Genomic DNA, 17,800 nt, shown 5'->3' with positions numbered 1-17,800 from the left:
CGGTGGCACTCGGTGTCACTAACGTCCCCGCCACCCCCGTAACGCAGATCACAGGAGGCGCCGTGCCCGAGAGCGACGACACCCAGGCCGCGAGCAGCCCGGCGGTGGCCCCCGCGGTGGAGGAGGACCTGGTCGAGGAGTCCCTCGTCGAGGAGGTCTCCATCGACGGCATGTGCGGGGTGTACTGATCGACACCCTCCTCGCGGCGCCGGCCGAGCAGGTGCGCGAGGCCGGCGCCCCGCCACCGGGCCCCGGGCCCGCTGCTGACTTCGACCCGTCGCTGCCCTGGCGGCGGGCCCGATCCGTGGCGCTGCGCCCGGAGCCCTTCGGCGCGCTCGTCTACCACTTCGGCAACCGGAAGCTCTCCTTCCTGAAGTCCGAGCAGCTCGTCACCGTCGTCGAGACGCTGGCCGAGCACCCCAGCGCCGATGCCGCCCTCGCCGCGTGCGGGGTCCCCGATGCGCAGCTGCCCGCCTACCGCCGGGCGCTGGCTGACCTCGCCCGCTCGCAGATGATCGAAGAAAGGACCTCGTCGTCCCCCGCCGCTCGCGAGCTCGCGGCGGGCCCCTGCGACGAGGCCGACCCGGAGGCTCACCCATGACCGCCGTCGTCCCTCAGCGTCCGACCGGCGGGCGTCTCATCGACCAGTTCGAGTACGGGCTGGACGCGCCGATCTGCCTGACCTGGGAGCTCACCTACGCCTGCAACCTGGCGTGTGCGCACTGCCTGTCCTCGTCGGGACGGCGGGACCCGCGCGAGCTGTCCACCGCCGAGGCCGAGGCGGTGATCGACGAGCTGCAGCGGATGCAGGTCTTCTACGTCAACGTCGGCGGCGGCGAGCCCACCGTCCGGCCGGACTTCTGGCACCTGCTGGACTACGCCATCGGCCACGACGTCGGCGTCAAGTTCTCCACCAACGGCGTCAAGCTGGACCGGGCGCGCGCCGAGCAGCTGGCCCGCACCGACTACGTCGACGTCCAGATCTCCCTCGACGGCGCGACCGCCGAGGTCAACGACCGCGTCCGTGGCACCGGCTCGTACGCCACCGCGGTGCAGGCGCTGGAGAACCTCGCCGCGGCGGGGATGAAGGACGTCAAGGTCTCCGTCGTCGTCACCCGGGAGAACGTCTCCCAGCTCGACGCCTTCAAGGCCCTGACCGACCGCTACGGCGCCCAGCTGCGCATCACCCGGCTGCGCCCGTCGGGTCGCGGCGCCGACGTCTGGGACCAGCTGCACCCGACCCAGGCCCAGCAGCGGGAGCTGTACGCGTGGCTGCTGGCCAACGGCGAGCAGGTGCTCACCGGCGACTCCTTCTTCCACCTCTCCGCGTACGGCGAGGCACTGCCCGGCCTGAACCTGTGCGGCGCCGGCCGCGTGGTCTGCCTCATCGACCCGGTGGGCGACGTCTACGCCTGCCCGTTCGCCATCCACGAGCAGTTCCTCGCCGGCAACGTGCGCTCGCCCGGTGGGTTCCAGCGGGTGTGGCGGGGAAGCGAGCTGTTCGCCGACCTGCGCAGCCCGCAGACCGGCGGCGCCTGCACGAAGTGCGCGCACTTCGACGCCTGCCGGGGCGGCTGCATGGCCGCCAAGTTCTTCACCGGCCTGCCGCTCGACGGGCCCGACCCCGAGTGCGTGCAGGGCTACGGCGAGAGCGCGCTGGCCGCCCGCGATCTCGAGCTCGTTCCCCCGCGCAGCTCCGTCGACCACTCGCACAAGGGCCCGGTCCGCGGCCAGCCGACCCTGCTCGGCATGCCGTCGATCCCCGCTCGGTCCACACCCACACCGCCCGCCCGGCCGTGCGACGAGTCGCCGCTGGCCGGGTTCGAACTGCGCTGACGGAACTCCTCGACCCGCTCGTCCTGGCGGGCCGGACGGCGCCCTGCCGGGTGCTGTTCGGCCCGCACGAGACCAACCTGGGCCGCGGGCGGGCGTTCTCGGAGCGGCACGTCGCCTACTACGCCCGCCGGGCCGTGGGCGGCTGTGGCGTCGTGGTCACCGAGACCGCGTCGGTGCACGTCTCCGACCACCCCTACGAGCGGGCGCCCCTCGCCGCTGAGTGCGGTCCCGGTTGGGCGGACGTCGTCGCCGCCTGCCGCCCGCACGGCGCGCTGGCGTTCGCCTCGCTCGGGCACACCGGCGCACAGGGGACGGCCGGGCACGCGCAGACCGCGCTGTGGGCGCCGTCCGCGGTGCCCGACGTCGTCACCCGCGAGGTGCCGGTGGCGATGGAGCAGGCCGAGATCGACGCGCTGGTCGAGGGCTTCGCGGCGGGTGCCCGGGTCGCGGTCGGAGCCGGTGTGGACGGCGTCGAGGTGGACGCGGGTGCGCGCTCGCTGCTGCGGCAGTTCGCCTCCGGCCTCACCAACACCCGCACCGATGCGTACGGCGCCGACCGGCTGCGGTTGCTGCGCGAGGTGCTGGTCGCCGTCCGCGCGGAGCTCGGGCCCGGACGGGTGCTCGCGCTGCGCCTCTCGTGCGACGAGGAGGCGCCCTGGGCCGGGATCACGCCCGACCTGGCCGTCCGGCACGTCCGCGAGCTCGCCCCGCTGGTCGACCTGCTGGTCGTCGTCCGCGGCAGCGGGCTCGCGCCCTCGGCGTACCGACCGGACGGGCACACCGCGCCCGGGTTCAACACCGACCTCACCCGGTCCGTGCGGGCGGCGGCCGCCGGGACACCGGTCGTGCTGCAGGGCTCGGTCGTGGACGTCCCCGCCGCGCAGCGGGCGCTGGACGACGGGGTCGCCGACGCAGTGGAGATGACCCGCGCGCAGATCGCCGACGCCGACCTCGTGCGCAAGGCGCGGGCCGGGGCCCCGGTGCGGCCCTGCACCCTGTGCAACCAGGCCTGCCAGGTGTGCGACGTGCGGAACCCGCTGGTCACCTGCGTCGCCGACCCGTCCGACGAGGGCGTCCTCCCGGACGGCGTCGGGTGGCGGGTGACCGTCGTCGGCGGCGGGCCGGCCGGCCTGGAGGCGGCGCGGGTGCTCGCGTCCGCGGGGGCCGACGTCCGGCTGGTGGAGCGCACCGGCCGGCTCGGTGGGGCGCTGCGGCTGGTCGCCGCGCTGCCCGGGCGTGCGCGCTTCGCCGACCTCGCCGACTGGCTGGCCGGGGAGGTGGCGCGGCTGGGGGTGCGGGTCGAGCTGGGGACGATCGCGCAGGCCGGGGACGTCGTCGCCACGGGCGCCCGGCGCGGCGGGGGTCCGAGCGCCGCCGACGTGCTGGCCGGCGCGGAGCTGCCGCCCGGCCCGGTGGTGGTGCACGACCCGGTCGGCGGGCCGGTCGGCGTGGGCGTCGCCGAGTTGCTCGCCGGAGCGGGTCGGGAGGTCACGCTGGTGACCCCGGACGCGGTGGTCGGCGAGCGGCTCGGCGGTGACCTCGCGCCGGCCAACGCGCGGCTGGTGCGGGCGGGGGTGCGGCGGGAGACGTCGTCCCTCCTGCGCGCGGCGGGCGACGGGGTCGCGGTGCTGGCCGACCGCTGGACGGGGGAGGAGCGGTCCGTGCCGTGCGCCGTCGTCGTCGACGCGGGCCCCGGCCTGCCGGGCGACGTACCCCCGGGGGCGTCGGGCGCCGGGGACGCCGTCGCGCCGCGCACCGTGCTCGAGGCGGTGCTCGAGGGACGGCGCGCGCGCGGGCGCTGGTCGCGTCGCCTCGCTAGCGCGGCAGCACGACCCGCGCCGCGCGGTCGTGCGGCAGCAGGTCGGCCACGGTCAGCGTGGCGAGGAAGGCGAGCAGGACGGCGGTGGTGAGCACCGGGCACCTCCGTGTGGGGACGCCGCCTACGGTGGCGCGGCCGGCCGGAGGGCCGGTGCGGACCGGCTGGGAGCCGGCTGTCAGAGGTCGACCTTCTCGTGGTCGCCGGTGTCGGGCCTGCTGCCGGTGGCCTTCGCCTTCACGAAGCTGAACGCCGTGGCCAACCGGTTGCCGGGGCTGTCCCAGTACTCCGCGGAGTCGCCGTCGACCTTGACCAGCACGACCGACGGGTCCTCCGGGCCCTGCGGCAGCCAGGCCTCGACGCCGCTGTTCCACAGTTCCTTCTTCTTGGCGACGTCGGCGACGACGACGGCCTCGCCGGTGAGGGAGACCCAGCTGCCGCCCGAGCCGACGCCGACGTTGACCTGCGGTGAGCGGGAGATGTGGGTCAGCCACGGGGCGCTCTGCTCGGCGAAGAACCACAGGTCGCCGTCGAACTCCACCTCCTGCAGCGCCATCGGGCGACTGGTCAGCTTGCCCTCGGGCGAGGTGGTGGTGAGGAAGCCGAACCTCTGGCCCTTGAGCAGTTCGGCGACCTTGCGGGTGTCCTCGGCGCTCATGTCGTCCTCTCGGGAGTGCGCGATCGGGTGTCGTACGGCTCCTGCCCAGGCTCGTGGGGCGCGACACGCGCCCGACGGTCGGTGCGCCGTGCGACCGCTCGTCCGCCGGGAGTCGGATCACCATCCCCCGGATGCTCTCCTCCTGCCCACAGTGCGGGGCAGGGGGAGAGCATCCGGGGGTCGACCTGCCGACCTGCGGAGCGCCTGCCTGCGCGCTGCCCGGTCGGGGTCACCGACCGTCGAGATACCGCCAGGCGCCGTCCTCACGGACGAAGCGGCTGACCTCGTGCTGGCTGCCGGTCTCGCCCTCGTGCCGGTACCAGGCCCGGAACTCCACCGTGCCCTCCGCGGCGAGCAAGCCGCCGTCGGTGGTGGCGAGCACGTCGAGGCCGGTCCAGCGCACGGTCGGGTCGAGCTCCAGCGACGGCGGACGGGTCGACGGGTGCCAGGTGGCGAGCAGGTACGCCGGGTCGCCCACGGCGAAGGCGCTGTACCGGGAGCGCATCAACTGCTCGGCGGTCGCCGCCGACGCGGTGCCGTCGTGCAGCCGGCCGCAGCACTCGGCGTAGGGCAGCCCGGTACCGCAGGGGCAGCGTCGAGGGGCCATGCCTGCGAGTCTCTACCGCCCGGGGAGCCGGCCCGGCAGGAGGAGGGATGCATGGGACACCTCGCCGCGCCGCTGCGGGTCGGTCCGGTCACACTGCCCAACCGGCTGGTCTTCCCCGCCCACCTGACGAACTTCGCCGTCGACGGTCGGTTCACCGAGCGGCACGCCGCCTACTACGCGGCCCGCGCGGCCGGCGGCACCGGGCTGGTCGTCACCGAGGAGCTCTCGACCGACCCCACCGACCGGCCCTACGAGAAGCTCGTCCGCGGCTCGGACCCCGACGCCCTGCCGGGCATGCGGCTCGTCGCAGACGCCGTCCACGCGCACGGCGTGCCGGTGTTCGCCCAGGTCAACCACAACGGCGGGCAGTCCGACTCGCTGCACACCCGCACGCCGGTCCTCGCGCCGTCCCCGGTGCCCGACCCGCTGTTCCGCGAGGTGCCGCGCGAGGCGAGCACCGCCGACCTGGCCCGGCTTGTAGCCGGGTACGCCGACGTCGCCGCCCGCTGTGCTGCTGCCGGGTTCGACGGCGTGGAGGTCCAGGCCTCGCAGTCCTCGCTGGTCCGCCAGTTCCTCTCCCGCGCCACCAACCGGCGCACCGACCGCTACGGCGGCCGGCTGGAGTCCCGCGCCCGCTTCCTCGTCGAGGTGCTCACCGCCGTCCGGGAGGCGCTCGGTCCCGGCCGCGCCCTCGGCGTCCGGCTGGCCGACGAGGAGGGGCGCGACGGCGGGACGACGCTCGCCGAGGCCGTGGCCACCGCGCGGCTGCTCGCCGAGCGGGGGCTGGTCGACCACGTCAGCACCACCGTCGACGTCGCGACGGCGACCCTCGACCGCGTCGTCCCGCCGATGACCACGCCGCCCGGCTACGCCCGGTACCTGTCCGCGGCCGTCCGCGCCGCGGTCGACGTGCCGGTGATCGGCGTCGGCCGCTTCCTCACCCCCGCCCAGGCCGAGCGTGCGCTGGCCGACGGCGACTGCGACCTGGTCGGCGCCGTCCGCGCGCAGATCGCCGACGCCGAGTTCGCCGCCAAGGCGCTGGCCGGGCGGGACGGTGAGGTCCGCCGCTGCCTGGGCTGCAACCAGGAGTGCGTCGGCCGCGTGGGCCTCAACCGGCCGCTGGGCTGCGTGACCAACCCGCGCGCCGGCCACGAGGCGCCGCTGCCGGTGCCGCAGCGCCGCCGCCGGGTGCTCGTCGTCGGAGGCGGACCGGCCGGGCTGCGCGCCGCCGCGACCGCGGCCGCCCGCGGGCACGCGGTCACCGTCTGGGAGCAGGCGGCCGGCACCGGCGGCGCGATCCGGGTCGCGGCGTCCGCCCCCGGCCGCGACGGCCTGCGCCCGCTGGTCGACGACCTCGCCGCCGAGTGCGTCCGGGCGGGGGTCGTGGTCCGCACCGGCGTACGCGCCACGGCCGAGGCCGTGCGGGCGGCGGCGCCGGACGTCGTCGTCCTGGCCACCGGCGCCCGACCGGTCCGGCCGGCCTGGGCGGGGGACAGCGACCGGGTGGTCGACGTCCGCGACGTGCTCACCGGCGCGGCCGAGCCGGCCGGCGACGTCCTGGTGGTCGACGACCTCGGCGCCGCCGCGGCGACCTCGGTCGCCGAGCTGCTCGCCGCGCGCGGCTGCACGGTCGAGGTGGTGACGGCGGCGCTGGTCGTGGGTCAGGACCTCGGCCTCACCCTCGACCGGCCTGACTGGGAACGGCGGGCGGCGGGCTCGGGCATCCGGCGGACGACGGAGCGGCTGGTCACCGCCGTCGACGGCCGCACCGTGCGGCTGCTGCACCACCCGACCGGCGCGGTCGAGGAGCGCGCCGTCGACTGGCTGGTCGTCGTGACCGCCCCGCGGGCGGACGACGGGCTGTGGCACGCGCTGCGCGACAGCGGCCTGGACCTGCACCGGATCGGCGACTGCCTCGCCCCGCGCCGGGCCGGCGCGGCCACCCTGGACGGGCACCGGATCGGGCAGGCGGTCTGACTACCGTGGCACCGGTGACCGACGCCGTACCGAGAACGACGCTTGCCGGCGCCACCTGGCCCGACCTGCCCGAGCGCCCCCTGCTGCTGGTGCCGCTCGGCGCCGTCGAGCAGCACGGCCACCACCTGCCGCTGGCCACCGACACCACGGTCGCCTGCGCGGTCGCCGAGGCCGCCGTCGACGACCTGGACGGCGCCCTGCTCGCCCCGGCACTGGCCTACGGCGCCAGCGGCGAGCACGAGGACTTCCCCGGCACCGTCTCCATCGGCACCGAGGCGCTGACCGGGCTGCTCGTCGAGTACGGCCGCTCGGCCTGCCGCTGGGTCGGGCGGCTGGTGCTGGTCAACGGCCACGGCGGCAACCTCGACGCGCTGCGCACGGCCGGCACGCAACTGAGGGCCGAGGGGCGCCAGGTGGCCTGGTTCCCGTGCGGCGTCGCCGACGCCGACGCGCACGCCGGGCGCACCGAGACGTCGCTCGTGTTGCACGTGGAACAGGACGCCGTCCGCACGGACCGGGCCGTCGCCGGCGACACGACGCCGATCGACGAGCTGCTGCCCCGGCTGCGCGCCGAGGGGGTGCGCGCGGTCAGCCCCACCGGCGTCCTCGGCGACCCGGCCGGGGCGTCGGCGGAGGAGGGCGCGGAGCTGCTCGCCGGGATGGCCGGCCGGCTGGCCGCCGCCGTCCGGGCGTGGGACGTCGACCCCGCCGGCCGGCTGCGCGGCTGACGGAACCGCACCCGCCGCCCGGGGCTATCGTCCGACGCATGGGGTCCCCGTCCGGCTGGCTGGTCGTCGTCGACTACCAGGAGGTCTTCCGCGACCCGACCTCGCCGTGGACGACGCCGCGCTTCGACGAGATCCGGCCGCGCATCCGCTCGCTGGTCGAGGCCTTCGGCGACCGCGTCGTCTTCACCCGGTTCGTCGTCCCGGACGAGCCGACCGGCGCGTGGACCGACTACTACGCCAAGTACGAGTACTTCACGCAACCGCACGCGGTCCCGCTGTTCCAGCTCTCCGAGGACCCCGGCAGCCGTCCCGTCGTCGATGCGCCGACCTTCGGCAAGTGGGTCCCCGCCGTCGCCGAGCTGGTCGGCGCCGGCCCGGTCACCGTCGCGGGCGTGGCCACCGACTGCTGCGTGCTCTCCACCGTGCTGCCCGCTGCGGACGCCGGCGTGCTGGTCCGCGTGGTCTCCGACGCCTGCGCCGGCGCGGACGACGAGGCGCACGACGACACCATGCGGATCCTCGGCTGCTACGCGCCGCTGGTCGAGGTCACCACCACCGCCGAGGTCCTGGCCGACGCATGAGCGGGGGGCTCTCGGTCGCCGCACCCCCGCCCGACCGGCTCCCCGACGGCACCGTCGTCCGCCTCGACCCCCGCGTCCGCCGCCGCGACGGGGGGACGACGCTGCTCGGCGGCTCCCCGCTGCGGCTGCTGCGGCTGCGGCCCCGCGCCCGCGACCTGCTGCGCACCGACCGGCTCGTCGTCCGGGACGCCACCACCGCCGCGCTGGCCGCCCGGCTGCTGGACGCCGGTCTCGCGCACCCCGAGCCGCACGGCGACCCGCCGGGGGAGCTGACCGTCGTCGTCCCGGTCAGGGACCGCCCGGCCGGGCTGGACCGGCTGCTCGCGGCGCTGCGGGCCGACCCCGACACCCCCGCCGTCCCGGTGCTCGTGGTCGACGACGGCTCCGCCGACCCGGCCGCGGTGACCGCCGTCGCCGGCCGGCACGGCGCCCGGGTGCTGCGGCACGCCACCGCCCGCGGTCCGGCCGCCGCCCGCAACGCCGGGCTGCGCGCGGCGACCACGCCGCTCGTGGCGTTCCTCGACTCCGACTGCGTGCCGCTGCCGGGCTGGTCCCGGCCGCTGACCCGGCTCACCGCCGACCCGCGGCTGGCGCTGGCCGCCCCCCGGATCACCGCGCTCCCCTCGGACGGCGGCGGCTGGGTGGCGCCGTACGAGGCCACGGTCAGCGCGCTGGACATGGGCCCCGACCCGGCGCCGGTCGCCCCGGGGACGGCGGTGTCCTACCTGCCCAGCGCCGCGATGGTGGCCCGCCGGGAGGCCCTCGGCGACGGCTTCGACGAGTCGATGCGGGTCGCCGAGGACGTCGACCTGGTGTGGCGGCTGGTCGCGGCCGGCTGGCGGGTGCGCTACGAGCCGTCGGCCGCCGTCGCCCACGAGCACCGAGCGGCGGTGGGGGAGTGGCTGCGCCGCCGGGCCTTCTACGGCACCGGCGCGGCGCTGCTCGCCGCGCGGCACGGGGCCGCCGTCGCCCCCGTCGTGCTCTCGCCGTGGTCGGCGGCGGCCTGGGCGCTGGCGCTGACCGGACGCCGCTCCGGTGTGCTGGGCTGCGCCGCGGTGCTCGCCGTCGCCACCGCCCGCCTGGCGCCCCGGCTGGCCCGGCCCGGGCAGCGCGCGCCGGTCGGGCTGGCGGCGGTGCTCGTCGTGCGCGGCAGCGCCGCGGCGGGGAGGACGCTGGCGCGCAGCGTCACCCGGCACCACTGGCCGCTGGCGCTGGTCGCGGCTGCGGTCTCCCGCCGGGCCCGCCGTCTCGCCGCGGCGGCCGCCGTCACCGACGCCGTCCTCGCCTGGTGGCCGCACCGTCGGCGGGTGGATCCGCTGCGCTTCGCCGCCGGCCGGCGCCTCGAGGACCTCGCCTACGGCGCCGGCCTCTGGGCCGGGGCGCTGCGGGCCCGGGACCCGCGGGCGCTGCTACCCGCCCGGCCTGCACCGATGCCTCCACCGAACCGGTTGCGCCCGACCGGTTCCCTGGTGGAATCGCGGAGGAGCGGTCACGATGGGCGGACGATGGACCCGAGCCCGCGGACGACCACATGACGACTGAGCCGTGACGACGGTGAACCCGTGGGTCGCGCTGCCCGACGGCGGGCCCGACCCCGCGCTCATCCGACGGCTGCGCGCCGCCCACGAGGCGCTCGTCACCAGCTCCGGCCCCACCGCGCCGGACCTGGTGCGCACCGTCGTCTGGGACTCCTGGCGGCGCAGCCTCGCCGGCGGCGTCGACCCCGACGGCGCCGACCCGCCGGTCGAGCTGCTCGACGACGAGCTGCTGGCCTACCGGGAGGCGCACCCGCTGGCGCCGGTGCTGCCGGTCATCCGCCGGTTGCTGGTCGAGGACGCCGAGACCGACCGGATGATCGTCGCGGTCACCGACGCGGAGGGGCGGATGCTGTGGGTCGAGGGCGACCGGCAGCTGCGGGCCCGCGCCGAGGCCATGCACTTCGTCGAGGGCGCCCGGTGGGCCGAGGACGTCGCCGGCACCAACGCCCCTGGCACCGCGCTGGCCCTCGACCACGCCGTCCAGATCTACGGCAGCGAGCACTACCGCCGCCCGGTGCAGCCGTGGAGCTGCTCGGCCGCACCGGTGCACCACCCGGTCACCGGTGTGCTGCTGGGCGCCATCGACGTCACCGGCGGTGACCACGTGGCCAGCCCGCAGGTGCTCACCCTCGTCCGCGCCACGGTCGCCGCCGTCGAGGCCGAGCTGCGCTGGCTGCACCGCGAGGACGCCGCTCGGCCGTCGGTCCCGGCGCCCCACCCGGTCGCCCGCCCCGTCCCGCGGCTGGAGGTGCTCGGCCGCGACCGCGCCCGGCTGCAGCTGCCGTCCGGTCCCGCGGAGCTCTCGCTGCGCCACTCCGAGCTGCTGCTCCTGCTGGCCGAGGCGGCGGCCGGCGGCGGCGGGCGCACGGCCGAGCAACTGGCCGCCGAGTGCCACGCCGGGGACGCCGCTGCCGTGACCGTCCGGGCCGAGCTCTCCCGGCTGCGCCGACTGGTCGGCGCCCAGCTGCTCGGCTCCCGCCCCTACCGGTTGATCGGCCCGCTGGAGACCGACCTGGACCAGGTGCGCCGGCTGCTCGCCCGCGGCGCTGTGGGTCCCGCGCTGGAGCGGTACCCCGGCGCCGTGCTGCCCCGCTCGTCGGCGCCGGGTGTGGTCGCCGCCCGCGACCGGCTGTCCGGGGCGCTCCGGCAGGCCGTGCTCGCCGCCCGCCGCCCCGAGCTGCTGCTGCGCTACACCCGGCTGCCCGAGGTGCAGGACGACGCCGCGGTGTGGCACGCCTGCCTGGAGACCCTGCCGCCCGGCGCCCCGAGCCGCCCGGCCGTCGCCGCGCACCTGCACCGGCTGCGCCGGCTCCCGCGCGGTCCGCTGCGCCTCCACTGAACAAGGACCCCGTCCTCCCCACCCTTCGCGAGCTCAGGGTGGGACCCGGGACGGGGCCGCGGTGGGACCCTGCAGGGGGCCGCGGCGAGCCTCTGGGCGGGGCCGTTCCGGCACGTCACTGACGCGGGAATGCGGCTGGGCCGGGCTGCCTTGCCTCTCCCACGTGAGTGCACCGCCCGACGTCCCCCAGCTCAGCACCCGGCGGGTCGTCGCCGCGGTCGTCGCCCTCGCGCTGGGCGGCTTCGCCATCGGCACGACCGAGTTCGTGACGATGGGCGTGCTGCCCGAGATCGCCCAGGGCGTCGGCGTCGACATCCCCACCGCCGGGCACGTCATCTCCGCCTACGCGCTCGGCGTGGTCGTGGGCGCACCGGTCCTCGCCGCGCTCGGCGCCCGGCTGCCGCGGCGCGCGCTCCTGGTCGGCCTGGTGGTCGCGTTCCTCGTCGGCAACCTGGGCAGCGCCGTGGCCCCCGGCCACTCCTCGCTGCTGCTGGCGCGCTTCGTCAGCGGCCTCCCGCACGGCGCCTACTTCGGGGTGGCCTCGCTCGTGGCCGCCTCGCTGGTGCGGGCCGAGCTGCGGGGCCGGGCGGTCAGCTCGGTGATGCTCGGCCTGGCGGTGGCCAACCTGGCCGGGGTCCCGGCGGCGACCTGGCTCGGGCAGACGCTGGGCTGGCGGGCGGCCTACTGGGCGGTCGTCGTCCTCGCCGTGGCGACCGTGCTCGCGGTCCTGGCGTTCGTGCCGTCCTCGCCCGGTCGGAGCGAGGTCACGATCGCCACCGAGCTCACCGCGCTGCGTCGTCCGCAGGTGCTGCTGACCCTGCTGGTGGCCACGGTCGGCTTCGGCGGCATGTTCGCCGTCTACAGCTACGTCGCACCGCTCACCACGGAGGAGGCCGGGCTGCCCCGCGCGGCGGTGCCGTGGGTCCTGCTCGTGTTCGGCGTCGGCGGCGTCCTGGGGACGGCGCTCGGCGGCCGGCTCGCCGACCTCGCGCTGTTCCGCTCGCTGGTCGGGGCGATGGGGACGATGGGTGTGCTGCTGGCCCTGGTGGCGCTGCTCGCCGGTTGGGCGCCGGGGCTGCTGGCCACGATCTTCCTGCTCGCGGCGACCGCCTCGGTGCTGGTGGTGACCCTGCAGCTGCGGCTGATGGAGGTCGCCGGCGAGGCGCAGATGCTGGGCGCCGCGCTCAACCACTCGGCGCTCAACGCCGCGAACGCCCTCGGCGCCTGGCTGGGCGGCGTGGTCATCGCCGCCGGCCTGGGCTGGACCGCGCCCGCCGCCGTCGGGGCCGCGCTGGCCGCGGTCGGGCTCGTCGCGCTCACCGCCTCGGCGGTGCTGCGCCGCCGCGAGCAGCGGACCGGGCCGGTGCGGACGGCACCCGCACCCGCCCGGTGAAGGACCTCCCTGCCCCCCACCACTCGCGAGCTCGCGGCGGGACCCTGCAGGGAGGCCTCAATCGGCGAGGGTCTCGGCGAACAGCGGGACGGCGTTCTCGAGCGCGTACTGGGTGCCGAGCGCCGAGCCGCTGGAGAAGGCGTTGACCAGTGCCTGGTCCTCCAGCACCAGGGCGTTGCCCTGCTGCACCGACGGCAGCGACTGCCACAGCGGGTTGTCGGTGATCTGCGACGCCTCGACGAAGATCGGGAAGACCACCGTCAGGGGCGCGTCGAGCAGCGGCACCTGCTCCTCGCTGATCGAGACGAAGAAGCTCTGCCCGGCGAGGTCCTGGATGGCCGGCTCGTTGGTGAAGCCCAGCGCCTCCATGAAGTCGACGCGGGTGTCGCCGCGGACGTAGGCGCCGAAGCCCTCGGAGGTGTAGGCGCCGACGGCGACCTCGGTGCCGTCGAACTCCGGGTGGGCCTCCGCGGCCTCGGTGAACTGCTGCTCGACCTCGGCCTGCAGCTCGTCGGCCTGCTCCTCGCGGCCCAGCGCCCGGCCGACCAGGTCCAGCTGCTGCTGCCACGTGGTCAGGTACGGACCGACCCCCTCCGGCTGGCCGACGGTCGGCGCGATGGCGCTGAGCGCGTCGTAGCGCTCCTGTGTGGCGGGGGAGCGGGTGTCCAGGATGACATCGGGTTGCAGCGCGGCGATCGCCTCGAGGCTCGGCTCGAGCGTCTCGATGATCTCCGGGGCCTGGCCGTAGCGCCCCTCGGCCCACGGACCCACGCCCTCGCCGCCGAATGCCAGCCAGTCGCTTGCGCCCACCGGCTGGACGCCCAGCGCCAGCGCGGTCTCGGCGTCCGACCAGCCGAGGGCCACGACCCGCTGGGGCTCCTCGGGTATCCCGACGTCCCCGAAGGCCGTCTCGACGGTGACGGGGAAGGCGCCGCCGGAGCCCGACGGGCTGCTGGACGCGGCGGTCTCCCCGGAGGACCCCGCGTCGCCGGAGCCGCAGCCGGCGAGGAGGGCGGTGGCGGCGAGCAGGGTGGCGCCGCGCAGGAACGGGCGAACGGACATGGGCTCCCCTTCGAACAGGTGAGCCTCACCTAACTACGCCGTCCTGTAGCCGTTCCACCCGGGTCCGCGCACCGCCTGTCGTCGGAGTGCCTGCAACTCCGCTGCAACGTTGGCCCGCTCCCGCAGCAGCGGACCGCAGGGCGCGACAACACCCCGGTCCGCGGTACATATCGCGACAGAATGCCGCACCTGCGGAGAGAACGGGGTCTTTCGTCCTCAGGTAAGCGTGGCCTAAGTCACGTGTCGCTCGACAGACTCGGCGCAGGTGCGGCGTGTGCCCGGCACCACACGGGACCCCTGCAGAGGAGCGGAGGAACGGTGACCCAGATCAACGTGCGGGTGGACGGGGTGACGTACACCGACGACGTCGAACCCCGGACGCTGCTGGTGCACTACCTGAGGGAGCAGCTGGGGAAGGTCGGCACCGTCATCGGGTGCGACACCAGCAACTGCGGTGCGTGCACCGTCCACCTCGACGGCGCGGCCGTGAAGTCCTGCACCGTGCTGGCGGTCCAGGCCGACGGCGGCGAGGTGACCACCATCGAGGGGCTCGCGCCGAACGGCGGCCTGCACCCGGTGCAGAAGGCGTTCCACGAGATGCACGGACTGCAGTGCGGGTACTGCACGCCGGGGATGATCATGGCCTCGATCGACCTGCTCAAGGAGAACCCGGACCCGAGCGAGACCGAGGTCCGCGAGGGCATCGAGGGCAACCTCTGCCGCTGCACCGGCTACCAGAACATCGTCCGTGCGGTGCAGCAGGCCGCCACCGAGATGCGCGGCGCCGGTGACGGGCACGTCGCCCCGGCCGAGGTCGACACCGCCGCCGCTCCCCACGTGGCGGTGAACTCGTGACCGCCGTCGAGGACCGGGCCACCACCCAGGCGCCGGAGCGCGAGGTCGGCAAGGCCCGCCGCCGCAAGGAGGACGCCCGGCTGATCACCGGCCGGACCACCTGGACCGACAACATGGTGCTGCCCGGCATGCTGCACCTGGCCGTCGTCCGCAGCCCCGTGGCCCACGCGAAGATCAGCTCGATCGACGTCAGCGCGGCCCAGGAGGCACCGGGCGTCCTCGCCGTCCTCACCGGGCGGGACGTGGCCGACGAGCAGGGCTCGATCCCGTGCGCCTGGCCGGTCACCCCCGACATGGTCAACCCCGGCCACCCGTCGATCGCCGTGGACGAGGTCAACCACGTCGGCGAGGCCGTCGCGGTGATCGTGGCGCGCAGCAAGGCCGCCGCGCAGGACGCCGTCGAGCTGGTGGACGTCGACTACGACCTGCTGCCCGCGGTGCTGGACATGGAGGAGGCGGTCGCCGAGGGTGCGCAGCTGACCCACGACCACCTCGAGTCCAACCGCAGCTTCCACTTCGTCTTCGAGTCCGGGGACGCAGGCACCGGCCAGCACACCGACGACGCGTTCCGCGACGCCGAGGTCGTGGTCAGCCGCCGGTTCGTGCAGCAGCGGCTGATCCCGGCGTTCATGGAGCCCCGTTCGGTCGTGGTCCAGCCGCAGGGCGACAACTACACGATGTGGTCCTCGACCCAGGTCCCGCACATCCTGCGGCTGATGCTGGCGATGGTCACCGGCGTGCCCGAGCACAAGCTGCGGGTCGTCGCCCCCGACGTCGGCGGCGGCTTCGGCGGCAAGCTGCAGGTGACGCCGGAGGAGGTCATCAGCCTGCTGGTGGCCCGCCGGCTCGGGAAGCCGGTCAAGTGGACCGAGACCCGCAGCGAGTCGCTGATGACGGCCCACCACGGCCGCGACCAGATCCAGTACATCGACATCGCCGCGGACCGCGAGGGCAACGTCAAGGGCCTGCGCTGCCGGATCCTCGCCGACATGGGCGCCTACCTGCGGCTGGTCAGCCCCGGCGTCCCGGTGCTCGGCGCCTTCATGTTCAACGGGATCTACAAGTTCTCGGCCTACCGCTTCGAGTGCGACGGCATCTTCACCAACAAGACGCCCACCGACGCCTACCGCGGCGCCGGACGCCCCGAGGCGACCTTCGCCGTCGAGCGGATCATGGACGAGCTCGCCGTCGAGCTCGGCATGGACCCGCTCGAGCTGCGCCGCAAGAACTGGATCAAGGCCGAGGAGTTCCCGTTCACCTCGGTGGCCGGGATGACCTACGACAGCGGCGACTACGAGACCGCGACCCAGAAGGCGCTGCAGCTCATCGGCTACGACGAGCTGCGCGAGGAGCAGCGCCGCCGCCGGGAGTCGAACGACCCGGTGCAGCTCGGCATCGGCTTCTCGACCTTCACCGAGATGTGCGGCCTGGCACCCTCCCGGGTGCTCGGCTCGCTGTCCTACGGCGCCGGCGGCTGGGAGCACGCCTCCATCCGGATGCTGCCCACCGGCAAGGTCGAGGTCGTCACCGGCTCCACCCCCCACGGGCAGGGCCACGAGACGGCGTGGAGCCAGCTGGTCGCCGACCGGCTGGGCGTGCCCTTCGAGGACGTCGAGGTGCTGCACGGCGACACCTCGGTCTCCCCGCGGGGGCTGGACACGTACGGCTCCCGGTCGCTGGTGGTCGGCGGGGCCGCGGTGGTCAGCGCGGCGGAGAAGGTCGTGACCAAGGCCCGCAGGGTCGCCGCGCACCTGCTCGAGGCCAGCGAGGACGACCTCGACTTCTCCGCCGGGAAGTTCTCCGTCCGCGGCACCCCCGGCGCGGAGGTCTCCATCCAGGAGATCGCCCTGGCCACGTTCGCGGCGCACAACTTCCCCGAGGGCGTGGAGCCCTCGATCGACGCGGACGCGACGTTCGACCCGGAGAACTTCTCCTTCCCCCACGGCACGCACATCTGCGCCATGGAGGTCGACACCGAGACCGGCATGGTCAAGATCCGCAAGTACGCGTGCGTGGACGACGTCGGCACGATCGTCAACCCGCTCATCGTCGAGGGGCAGATCCACGGCGGGCTGGCCCAGGGCATCGCCCAGGCGCTGTTCGAGGAGGCCGTCTACGACGCCGACGGCAACCTCACCACCGGCACTTTCGTCGACTACCTGGTGCCCTCGGCGGCCGACCTGCCGCACTTCGAGACCGGCAACACGGTGCACGAGGCCCCGGGCAACCCGATCGGCGCGAAGGGTGTCGGCGAGGCCGGCACCATCGCGAGCACGCCGGCCGTGGTGAACGCCGCGCTGGACGCCGTCCGGCACCTCGGGGTGCGCGACATCCGGATGCCGCTGACCCCCGAACGGGTCTGGCGGGCCGTCCACGGTGGTGGGGACGGCGGCGATCGCGCCACCGCAGGCACCAACGCCTACGGCGGGGCGCAGACCGAGACCACCGCCGGCGTCTCCACCCCCCAGTCCGCCCTCGGAGGTGACCGGTGATCCCCGCTGCGTTCGAGTACGCCCGTCCCACCACCGTCGACGAGGCCCTGCAGGCCATCGCCGAGGGTGGGGACGACGTGAAGGTCCTGGCCGGCGGGCAGTCGTTGATCCCGGTCATGCGGCTGCGGTTGGCCGCACCGGAGACGGTGGTCGACCTGGGTCGGGTGGCCGAGCTGCGCGGCGTCCGGGACGACGGCGACGCCCTCGTCATCGGGGCCATGACGACGCACCACGACGTCATGACCGACCCGCTCGTGCAGCAGTACGCGCCGCTCATCGCCGAGGCGACCGAGACGGTGGCCGACCGGCAGGTCCGCGCCCGCGGCACCTTCGGCGGGGCCCTGGTTCACGCCGACCCCGCGGGCGACCTGCCGGCGGTGGCCCTCGCCCTGGACGCGGAGTTCGTCATCGCCGGTCCCGAGGGACGGCGGACCGTGCCGGCGGCGGAGTTCTTCGTCGACTACCTGACCACCGCGGTGGAGGAGGGGGAGCTGCTCGTCGAGGTCCGCGTCCCCAAGCTGGCCGGTGAGTGGGGCATGCGCTACGAGAAGTTCAACCGGGTGGCGCAGGCGTGGTCGATCGTGGCGGTGGCCGCGGTCGTCCGGCGGGAGGACGGGCACATCGCCGAGGCCCGGATCGGGCTGACCAACATGGGCACCACGCCACTGCGGGCCTCCGCGGTGGAGGCCGCGCTGGCCGGTGCCCCGGCCACGCCTGAGACGATCGCCGCGGCGGCCCGGTCGGCCGCCGAGGGGACCTCTCCGACCAGCGACCTCAACGCCCAGGCGGACTACCGGGAGCACCTGGCGCAGGTGCTCACTCGTCGCGCGGTGACCGCCGCGGCGGGGCTGTAGCGTCGATCCCCCGCCGCCCGGACCCGCGCTCGACCGACTCGGCCGGCCCGCCCCCACCCGGGGC

General features: G+C 75.6%; 16 protein-coding genes. 13 read left to right on the top strand and 3 right to left on the bottom strand.

From position 1 onward, the window contains the following. The first annotated feature begins 62 nt into the window (after nucleotides 1–62). The 4 genes from mftA to ACU610_RS18830 are packed head-to-tail and all read left to right on the top strand — an operon-like array spanning nucleotide 63 to nucleotide 3,746. The gene (gene mftA, locus ACU610_RS18845) at nucleotides 63–188 is read left to right on the top strand and encodes a mycofactocin precursor MftA (protein WP_446769225.1); all 126 of its coding nucleotides are present in this window, start codon (nucleotides 63–65) and stop codon (nucleotides 186–188) included. Next, nucleotides 173–601, top strand: coding sequence for a mycofactocin biosynthesis chaperone MftB (gene mftB, locus ACU610_RS18840; protein ID WP_446769224.1), 429 nt, complete (start codon nucleotides 173–175; stop codon nucleotides 599–601). The genes mftA and mftB overlap by 16 nt, the downstream gene beginning before the upstream one ends. Further along, on the top strand, nucleotides 598–1,836 hold the full coding sequence (mftC, locus tag ACU610_RS18835) for a mycofactocin radical SAM maturase (protein ID WP_446769223.1): 1,239 nt from the start codon (nucleotides 598–600) through the stop codon (nucleotides 1,834–1,836). The genes mftB and mftC overlap by 4 nt, the downstream gene beginning before the upstream one ends. Continuing rightward, nucleotides 1,797–3,746 carry a mycofactocin system FadH/OYE family oxidoreductase 1 gene (locus tag ACU610_RS18830; RefSeq protein WP_446769222.1) on the top strand — a complete coding sequence of 650 codons (1,950 nt, stop codon included), beginning with the start codon at nucleotides 1,797–1,799 and terminating at the stop codon, nucleotides 3,744–3,746. The genes mftC and ACU610_RS18830 overlap by 40 nt, the downstream gene beginning before the upstream one ends. An 84-nt stretch (nucleotides 3,747–3,830) precedes the next feature. Here the strand turns inward: ACU610_RS18830 and ACU610_RS18825 are convergent, their stop codons facing one another. After that, a complete protein-coding gene (locus ACU610_RS18825; protein WP_446769221.1) occupies nucleotides 3,831–4,310 on the bottom strand; it encodes a pyridoxamine 5'-phosphate oxidase family protein in 480 nt (159 codons plus the stop codon). A 229-nt stretch (nucleotides 4,311–4,539) separates the two neighbouring features. Next, nucleotides 4,540–4,917: a YchJ family protein gene (locus ACU610_RS18820; protein ID WP_446769220.1), complete on the bottom strand. Its 378-nt coding sequence runs from the start codon at nucleotides 4,915–4,917 to the stop codon at nucleotides 4,540–4,542. A gap of 51 nt (nucleotides 4,918–4,968) precedes the next feature. Here ACU610_RS18820 and ACU610_RS18815 point away from each other — a divergent pair, with 51 nt between their 5' ends. From ACU610_RS18815 to ACU610_RS18790, 6 genes are all read left to right on the top strand, one after another. Further along, complete coding sequence (locus ACU610_RS18815; RefSeq protein ID WP_446769219.1) at nucleotides 4,969–6,894, top strand: mycofactocin system FadH/OYE family oxidoreductase 2; 1,926 nt, start codon at nucleotides 4,969–4,971, stop codon at nucleotides 6,892–6,894. Nucleotides 6,895–6,908: 14 nt separating this feature from the next. Next, a complete protein-coding gene (gene mftE / locus ACU610_RS18810) occupies nucleotides 6,909–7,622 on the top strand; it encodes a mycofactocin biosynthesis peptidyl-dipeptidase MftE (RefSeq protein ID WP_446769218.1) in 714 nt (237 codons plus the stop codon). Nucleotides 7,623–7,660: 38 nt separating this feature from the next. Then, nucleotides 7,661–8,203, top strand: coding sequence for a cysteine hydrolase family protein (locus ACU610_RS18805; RefSeq protein ID WP_446769217.1), 543 nt, complete (start codon nucleotides 7,661–7,663; stop codon nucleotides 8,201–8,203). Further along, on the top strand, nucleotides 8,200–9,738 hold the full coding sequence (gene mftF / locus ACU610_RS18800) for a mycofactocin biosynthesis glycosyltransferase MftF (protein ID WP_446769216.1): 1,539 nt from the start codon (nucleotides 8,200–8,202) through the stop codon (nucleotides 9,736–9,738). The genes ACU610_RS18805 and mftF overlap by 4 nt, the downstream gene beginning before the upstream one ends. 10 nt (nucleotides 9,739–9,748) lie before the next feature. Continuing rightward, nucleotides 9,749–11,080: a GAF domain-containing protein gene (locus tag ACU610_RS18795; protein ID WP_446769215.1), complete on the top strand. Its 1,332-nt coding sequence runs from the start codon at nucleotides 9,749–9,751 to the stop codon at nucleotides 11,078–11,080. A gap of 163 nt (nucleotides 11,081–11,243) precedes the next feature. Continuing rightward, a complete protein-coding gene (locus ACU610_RS18790) occupies nucleotides 11,244–12,473 on the top strand; it encodes an MFS transporter (RefSeq protein WP_446769214.1) in 1,230 nt (409 codons plus the stop codon). 57 nt (nucleotides 12,474–12,530) lie between these two features. On the opposite strand, the gene ACU610_RS18785 is transcribed toward ACU610_RS18790, so the two are convergent. Beyond that, complete coding sequence (locus ACU610_RS18785; RefSeq protein WP_446769213.1) at nucleotides 12,531–13,535, bottom strand: iron-siderophore ABC transporter substrate-binding protein; 1,005 nt, start codon at nucleotides 13,533–13,535, stop codon at nucleotides 12,531–12,533. Between the two features lie 318 nt (nucleotides 13,536–13,853). Between ACU610_RS18785 and ACU610_RS18780 the strand changes: the two genes are divergently transcribed. Genes ACU610_RS18780 through ACU610_RS18770 form a run of 3 tightly spaced genes read left to right on the top strand, consistent with a single transcriptional unit; the run spans nucleotide 13,854 to nucleotide 17,736 of the window. Further along, nucleotides 13,854–14,390 carry a (2Fe-2S)-binding protein gene (locus ACU610_RS18780; protein WP_446769212.1) on the top strand — a complete coding sequence of 179 codons (537 nt, stop codon included), beginning with the start codon at nucleotides 13,854–13,856 and terminating at the stop codon, nucleotides 14,388–14,390. Then, entirely contained in the window at nucleotides 14,387–16,882 is a 2,496-nt protein-coding gene (locus ACU610_RS18775; RefSeq protein ID WP_446769211.1) for a xanthine dehydrogenase family protein molybdopterin-binding subunit, read from the top strand. The genes ACU610_RS18780 and ACU610_RS18775 overlap by 4 nt, the downstream gene beginning before the upstream one ends. Further along, the gene (locus tag ACU610_RS18770) at nucleotides 16,879–17,736 is read left to right on the top strand and encodes an FAD binding domain-containing protein (RefSeq protein WP_446769210.1); all 858 of its coding nucleotides are present in this window, start codon (nucleotides 16,879–16,881) and stop codon (nucleotides 17,734–17,736) included. Before ACU610_RS18775 ends, ACU610_RS18770 begins: the two co-directional genes overlap by 4 nt. Nucleotides 17,737–17,800 lie beyond the last annotated feature (64 nt).

The organism is Geodermatophilus sp. URMC 61 (assembly GCF_052931555.1).
The sequence above is the reverse complement of the archived record's forward strand: the minus strand, read 5'-3'. Positions and strand labels throughout refer to the sequence as shown.